Raw genomic sequence first — 6,231 nt, 5'->3', positions numbered from 1 at the left:
TCCTTCTCTAAAATCAAAACTTTCCTCTGTATATAAATTTTGAGAATAAATAATCTTATAGGAAACTGATTTTTGAGATTCCAATTCAGTTTCCATTTTTTCAAATCCGCTTTCACAATTTAATTCAGACGTATTTTGGGCTAAATTTATTGTCGATAGTAATGAAAATAGGATTAGTATTATATTTTTCTTAATGTTCATTTATATGTTTGCCAACGTTCCCGGTTAACGCAAGTAGCGGATGTTGGGAAACGTGAATTTGTCGGTTAAGTTATCATTTTAAAGGTAGTCAAAAATGTCATTTTAGATGGTTTGCCGCTATTTGCTCGTTAACCGATGTTGCCAATAGTTTTTATATTGAATTTTGAATAGAAAATGAATCCCAGAAGTTTTTATCATAGCTCACGCGATTCAAAACAGTTTGTTCTTTTTCACGATATTCAAATTCTATTTCTTCCACATTTTTTATTTCAAAATCATAGAGATAAGAATCCATTTCTACCACACTATTTTCTCTTTTGTTTTCTTTGTTGAGGGTTTCATTATACGATCGATTAAAATATCTCGTAGCGTAAAATTTACCATCGTTTAAAACATCTGAATAATAGCAGATATTTTCTTCTTTAATCGTAGTTCGTACAATATCTTTATAGTCTTTGTATCTCTTAAAATATTTTTCAATTTCATCAGAATCTAAGGTGGTTTCCCAATTTTCTACCACTTTTACGATAGCAAAACTCGCCTTATCAATATATACTCTACCTGAATATTTAGTCGGATAATTTCTATTGGTATAATTCCATTTATTTCTTTCTGTCTCAAATGAAATTATATACTGACCGTAATCATCAGGATGATCTGATTTTTCAAAATTCAATTTAAATTTCTTATACTTTCTCTTATGTAAAATGTTGGCATAACGAATAGCGTTCTGCCTGTAAGCAAAAAATTGAGAGGAGTATTTATACCCTTCTGGTTTAATATTTTTATTCCATTTAATTTGTTCAACCCTTTGAGTTATTATAAAAGGCGACAAATAGCCATCATCATAGTCTTTTGTTATCACCTCTAGATCTAGTTCTGTTGTGTCATTTTTATTTATCAAAACATTGCCATATCTGTGAAAATTAAAAGGTTCTGTAGGATGATTTAATTTTCGTTTTGAAATAGCTTTTTTTAATACAGTTTTGGGTGATAAATAACCGGTAACTACCACCTCCTCAAGTTTCTCAAATTTGGGTTTTATATAAAAGTGGCTTTTAAGATCCTGTAATAAAACGGTTTTGGTTTCATAACCTATTGATGAAATAGTAACTTCTGAACTGTTAATCAATGAATTTTTAACCGGTAACTCATAAAACCCGTTTTCATCTGCTACTCTATAGATTTCTTCTTTTTTTAATATTAAGGTTGCAAATGGAATAGGGAGATTGCTCTCTTTGTCAAGAAGCTGACCTTTCAGTAATACCTTTTCACCTACTTTGGTTGGATCTATCTTTTTATCTACATCAACTTGTCCGCTAAATTGGACTAAGCTATCTGATACGGTTTCTCGTTTCGGTAGTGATGCTTTTTGAAGGAATATGTAACCATCGTGTAATTGGTCTAATCTGGCTTTTGTAAAGTCAATAAAGTTCAATAATCTGGTATATTTTGTTGATCTCATTGCTTCCTGATTAGACGAAACAAATAAGAAGGGTTTTTTTAAACTTTTCAATTCATTTTCAAATGAATTACTTTTAATAGGTGTGAGATGCCACTTATTAGTACCTAAATCTAAGAGGGAGTCGTTTGCATGTATTGTGGCTAGACTATACGCTTTCTCTTTTAGCTCCTGATGAATGTAAGAACCCATGGAAACAAAATCGCTTGCAATTGGTTTCTTTATACTTGAATTATCTTTTATGATATGGATATTGTCTGCCCAACAAATAACTTTTTCACCTGGATTTCTATGGATATAACTCAATAGATTATCGGCCATTTGTTGATCTCTTATATTATGGTTTTTATTACCTAAATCAGTAGTTAAAATTTCTTTTTTGTTATAATAAGCATCTTGAGAGCAGGCTAAAAGACTTTTAGTGAATTGGGTCCAGTTATAATTTAGATTGTTATTTTCTAGTTTTTCTATTTGCTTAATAATTCGTTTAAGCTCCTTTTCGTAAGTTTTATATGGGATATCCTCTTCTTCGACCGTTACGTTTTCTAATATGCCTTCGATGATAATACCCATATCATCTTCGTCCAATTTTATAGTAATCTTTTGATTGTCGCAATAATCGAAAAAATCTTCAATAAACTGAGATGTATTGTTCACTTGAGAATCAAAACCAATAACTTTTAGTTTATTTTCATCAATATAATTTACCAATCTTTGAAACTCAGATGTACTAGACCAAGTTCCCCAAATAGCGTTGTTGAAATCTTTAGGATTAAATCCATTCTTATTCGTTTTCCATATATCATACATAGAAGACTCCATGGCGATGGTTGTAAAGCCTAATTCCTTGTGCAGGTATTCAATCACTCTAGCTTTCATCTCAAATATATTTCCATACATATGAGTTTGTTCGCCGATCATTACAATTTGTTTCCCCTTTAATTCGTCTTTTAAGAATGATAAATCTTTATGTTCATTTGATTTAGGCGGGAGGAGTTCGAATGTTTTTAATTCTTGCGAATTGCCTATTGATAAAAAAAGAAAAAATATCACAGTAAAGATTATTTTCATCCTTGGTGTTGTTTTTTGAAGTTTTCTCCAGTGATTAGAGCGTATTTAAAAATTATTGGCAACGTACCCGGTTAACGCAATTAGCGGACCTGGGAAACGCGGATTTATCGGCAAAGTTGTCTTTTTAAAGGTAGTCAAAAATGTCATTTTAAACGGTCCGCCGCTATTTGCTCGTTAACCGATGTTGTGCCTAGTTTTTATTATATCCATGAATACGCAAATTCTAATTCAATTGAGGCTTCACTTTCTAAGATTTTGAATGTCCACACGGTTTCATAATATTTATCAGGACGATATTCAGTTTTATTTGAATACCAATCATAATTTTCATTCTTATATAATTCTTCTACAATCTGTCTGATTTTATCTGATGTAAAACCTCTAAAACTTACGGTTACAATTTCACCCCATTCAACACATTCTTGTTCGTGTTTAAAGGAATGTCCTTCTTTAAAAGAAATTAAATAACCGCAAATGGTGTCTTTATTTTCTTTTTCAATCATCCATTCTGGTTTTTTCAAAAATGTGGAATCCTCAATTCTATTAAAGTGAAGCGTTAGATATTCCAACATTTTGATTTCAGGTGATTCAATTTGAAGTTTTTCATTTGAGGTCTCTACTATTATTGAATCAGACGAGAAAGTCTGGCTCTTTTGATTACTGGTTGGAACTATACTTAATTTATTGTTTAGACCAATGTCAAAAGTGTCTTTATTCTTCTGTTTTCCACATGAAACCAAGAGGATGAATGTCAATATGAGTGTAATTCGGTTCATTTTTGAAATTAGGCACAACGGTCTCGTATATTCGTCAGTTGTGGTAAATAGTAAACGGATTTGTCCGCTTAGATTTTACTTTATTAGGTTCTAAAAATACTATTTTATCTGAAATGGCCACAATTGCGAATATGCGTTGTTAGCCACAGTTATCTACTATGACTATTCGAATTTCACTATATCAATTTTTTCATCGTTCTCAAGCACTTTTCCATAAACCTTAGCTTTTTTTATGTCTTTAAGAATAGCTTTCTCTAAATTTTTAATAGTCTTTTCTAAATAATTGTAGTTAACTATTAAAATACGTTCAGCACTATATCCAATACTTCTTTTTATTGTGTCAATATCAGGAGCGGATCTGTTTTTCCATTCCTTTCCAACTAAAACATCGTCAATATCTGAAAGTCTTTTTTCCAAATCTGGATGTTCTTTGATGAAATTGTCTGCAATTGAATCAGCAAATTCTTGAAGTTGTGGTCCTGGCCTTTCATTTAAGATTATTGCTTCTTTTAAATTTGTTACATCTTCAATATTTTCTGCAGAAGTAAAATCATCTAATGTAACATTGCTTTTAATAAGTCTGATATCTGCTGTTGTTACTAAGATAGCAAAAGATAAATCTATAAATCTACCATCGCTGTAGGAAACTTTGAGAGCATTTTCATAATCGTTTTTTAGAAATTCCGGCATTGCAAATTTTAGTTGAAAAACACCGTGTTTAACTCCGTTAGTATTTCCATTTCCATCGGTAGTTAATTCTACACCATTTATACAATAGCCAATTTTTTCTTCAAATTTCCATACTGCTTTTGATTCAATTCTATATGGAACTAAATCTTCTGTAGAATTCATAATGCCTATTGCCACTGTTTCGCTAGGATAGGGAGCGAATACCCAAGATGTACCTGGTTGTCTATATTTGCATTCAACTAGTGATGATAATATTATTAGTTTATCATCATCATCCATACATTTCCAAGTTCTTAAGTCAACAGAAAATTCTCTAAGATTTCTACTTTCATCAGGTCTTATATATGGATATTCCCCAAAGATTTCGTGACCTAATTTATTGAATATATTAGATGTTAAAAATTCGAGAGGTAATCCAGTTTTCAGTAAACCTTTTTTCCAATTTTTATTTGAACTCATTTCTTAATGATAATTGTGGCTAACGTTCCCGGTTAACAAAAGTGGCGAGTAGGGAAGACATCACTTTCCGTGGAGACAAATATTAGTTATGGAAATAAATGTAGGTAATTATCTCTCAAAAAAGCCATTTTAGTTAACCGATGTTGTGCAACGTATTTCTTATAAATCTAAGATACCGAAAGCTTCTGTATGAGGGACATCAATGGAAATAATAGAAAATTTTGGTGTTATACCTCTTTTCAATAACGCGAGAGTATTTTTTGATCTTACGTCGGAGGTGACGAAATGAGATATTGATTTATCCAAGTCGGCTTGGGCAAATAATTTTGAATCGTTTGGAATAATAGCCCGAGGAGTTAATTTTTCGTTTTCAATTTTATTTTCTCGAAAAATGATTTTCGCAAACTCTCCAGTTCGTTCTCCATCTTTTAAATTGAAAGGGATAATTTGGAGATTCTTCAGAGGTAGATCTTCCAATTTTCCCAATACGCAGTATTCCGCCACTGAAATAGTTGAAATTTTTAAAGTTACTTCATTCTCTAAGAAGTATTTAAAGTAGCCTACTGCATTTTTATGAAGAGGATCTTCATCGTTTAGTAATCTAATAAAGAAACTGGTGTCAAGTAGAACGCTATGCTTCATATCCTCCCCGCATATTTAATAACCAATCATCTGCATTTATTCCTCTCCAATTATTTTTCGCTTTGTTAATTAAGGTTTTCAGATAATCATTATCAAATTTTGGATTGTAATCTATTAGTTCCAGTAATTTTAATGATTTTGTGTCAATTTCTCCAGTTTCAATATTCTGTTTACCTGATGCTCTGACACCAAACTTTTTATATAAAAGGTTTTCTTCTCTTTCTTTTAAAAACTCTTCTCCAGTTTCTATTGATAAATAACCGTAATCCTTTGTGTCTAGATGTATGTTAGCCTTACTTTTCCCTCCAGCGTCTTTTAGCACTCCATAAAAGTAAAATTCGGCATCAGACCAAATGTTCTCGGTTCGGAAAAACTTAGTAGATGGATTAATCTTTAACTCATAATCCTTTTCTAAAGAGGTCTTAATTTGAAATTCGTAATTCTTTTGACGAGACATTTTTTGAATTTCCTCTAAGGCCCTTGCAGTTTTTAATTCTAGAAAATCGATATTGTTTTGTGCTTGTACTTGAGAAAGGAGAGCGCTAAACCCAATAACTGCTTGAATAGAAGTCTTAAAAATGTGACGAACAGATCCTTCTTCAATATCGTAAGTAATTATTGGTCTGTCCTTTTTATTGTTTGGGTATAGTAAATCCTCTACATTCTGCATAATAGATGCAATCTGCTTAATGTCGTAGTTATCTGGTCTTAATTCAAGATTTCCAGACTTTCCTACAACGCGAATTTCTATGTCGCCAATTTTTTCCACTATTCAAAAATACAATTATTTTAAATTGGAGTTTGGATTTCCATAAAATATGTTGCACAACGTCTCCGGTTAACGCAAGTAGCGGTTGTTGGGAACGCGAATTTGTCGGTTAAATTAACTTTTTAAAGGTAGTCAAAAATGTCATTTTTTGCAGGTTCGGC

Annotated in this window: 6 protein-coding genes; all 6 read right to left on the bottom strand. The window is 31.5% G+C overall.

Annotated elements, in window-relative coordinates:
* A partial coding sequence (locus ACFQ1G_RS01390) for a hypothetical protein (protein WP_380736450.1) occupies positions 1 to 201 on the bottom strand: 201 nt, incomplete at its 3' end.
* Between the two features lie 151 nt (positions 202 to 352).
* On the bottom strand, positions 353 to 2,734 hold the full coding sequence (locus tag ACFQ1G_RS01385; protein WP_380736449.1) for an erythromycin esterase family protein: 2,382 nt from the start codon (positions 2,732 to 2,734) through the stop codon (positions 353 to 355).
* Positions 2,735 to 2,934: 200 nt separating this feature from the next.
* Positions 2,935 to 3,489 (bottom strand): hypothetical protein, encoded by a 555-nt coding sequence (locus tag ACFQ1G_RS01380; RefSeq protein WP_380736448.1) that lies wholly within the window; start codon positions 3,487 to 3,489, stop codon positions 2,935 to 2,937.
* A gap of 183 nt (positions 3,490 to 3,672) precedes the next feature.
* A complete protein-coding gene (locus ACFQ1G_RS01375; RefSeq protein ID WP_380736446.1) occupies positions 3,673 to 4,659 on the bottom strand; it encodes a hypothetical protein in 987 nt (328 codons plus the stop codon).
* A 159-nt stretch (positions 4,660 to 4,818) separates the two neighbouring features.
* A complete protein-coding gene (locus ACFQ1G_RS01370; protein WP_380736445.1) occupies positions 4,819 to 5,301 on the bottom strand; it encodes a hypothetical protein in 483 nt (160 codons plus the stop codon).
* Positions 5,291 to 6,070: a hypothetical protein gene (locus ACFQ1G_RS01365; protein ID WP_380736444.1), complete on the bottom strand. Its 780-nt coding sequence runs from the start codon at positions 6,068 to 6,070 to the stop codon at positions 5,291 to 5,293. Before ACFQ1G_RS01365 ends, ACFQ1G_RS01370 begins: the two co-directional genes overlap by 11 nt.
* Positions 6,071 to 6,231 lie beyond the last annotated feature (161 nt).

It is taken from the genome of Salinimicrobium gaetbulicola, assembly GCF_042676025.1.
GTDB lineage: Bacteria > Bacteroidota > Bacteroidia > Flavobacteriales > Flavobacteriaceae > Salinimicrobium > Salinimicrobium gaetbulicola.
This window is presented reverse-complemented; position numbering and strand designations above follow the sequence as displayed.

What these genes read in the sequence shown, in the direction of transcription:
- ACFQ1G_RS01385 (WP_380736449.1), bottom strand. Translation starts at nt 2,734, where the DNA reads ATGAAAATAATCTTTACTGTGATATTTTTTCTTTTTTTATCAATAGGC.
- ACFQ1G_RS01375 (WP_380736446.1), bottom strand. Translation starts at nt 4,659, where the DNA reads ATGAGTTCAAATAAAAATTGGAAAAAAGGTTTACTGAAAACTGGATTA.
- ACFQ1G_RS01370 (WP_380736445.1), bottom strand. Translation starts at nt 5,301, where the DNA reads ATGAAGCATAGCGTTCTACTTGACACCAGTTTCTTTATTAGATTACTA.